Annotated in this window: 1 protein-coding gene and 1 pseudogene; both read left to right on the top strand. The window is 43.1% G+C overall.

Going from position 1 to position 1,039, the window contains the following annotated elements; genetic code table 11:
• Positions 1–685, top strand: a 685-nt coding sequence (locus ACP45E_RS08720; protein ID WP_069584901.1) for a chemotaxis protein, incomplete at its 5' end; no start/stop codon positions are given.
• 11 nt (positions 686–696) lie between these two features.
• Positions 697–1,039: pseudogene (locus tag ACP45E_RS08715) on the top strand (CheR family methyltransferase); the annotation flags it as partial.

The following is a 1,039-nucleotide window of genomic DNA, read 5'->3' as shown; positions in this document are numbered from 1 at the left end:
TAGGCCAACAACCGATATTGATAAATGTTTTGTCGTTATTTCGGAGTTCAACCGAACGATTCAAGGATTCCTTGTGAGCTCTGTCGAGCGCATTATTAACATGCACTGGGAGTCGATTTTACCGCCACCAGATGGTGCTGGCAAAGCCAACTACTTGACCGCTGTAACCAACATTGACAATGAACTGGTCGAGATCCTTGATGTAGAAAAAATCCTTGCAGAAATTGCGCCAGTTGATGAAAAAATGGATGAATCTATCGGGGCCGAAATAGCGCAAGCGGAAACTGAGAAAGAAATTGTTCGCCGGATCTTAATTGCTGATGACTCAACGGTTGCGCGTAAGCAGGTAGAAAGAGCGATTGTTTCTATTGGATTCGAAGCCATTGCCGTGAAAGACGGTAAAGAAGCGTACGATAAACTGGTTGAAATGGCAGCAGAGGGAAGTATTTACGACCAAATTTCTCTGGTCATTTCCGATATAGAAATGCCCGAAATGGATGGCTACACTCTCACGGCTGAAATTAGGCGTAATTCTGATTTGAAAGATCTGTATGTGATTTTACACTCGTCGTTAAGTGGTGTCTTTAATCAGGCGATGGTTGAGCGAGTGGGTGCGAATGCATTTATCGCCAAATTTAACCCTGATGAACTGGGTAATGCGGTTAAAACTGCACTAACAAAATAAAAGAGATATAAATGACAGCGATAACAATAAGCGATCAAGAGTATCGTGATTTCAGCCGCTTCTTAGAATCCCAGTGTGGCATCGTATTAGGTGATAGCAAGCAGTACCTAGTAAGAAGCCGTCTTAGCCCTTTAGTCACCAAATTTAATGTTGGCTCATTATCCGATTTATTACGTGATGTGGTCACTGGGCGAAATCGAGATTTACGGGTTGCCGCTGTCGATGCTATGACAACCAATGAAACATTATGGTTTCGAGACACCTACCCATTTGCGGTGTTAGCCGAAAAGCTTTTACCAGAAGTCGCTGCAAATAAAAGACCCATTAAAATTTGGTCTGCGGCCAGTTCATCAG

The organism is Vibrio genomosp. F10 str. 9ZD137, assembly GCF_049974785.1.
Classification (GTDB): domain Bacteria; phylum Pseudomonadota; class Gammaproteobacteria; order Enterobacterales; family Vibrionaceae; genus Vibrio.
The sequence above is the reverse complement of the archived record's forward strand: the minus strand, read 5'-3'. Positions and strand labels throughout refer to the sequence as shown.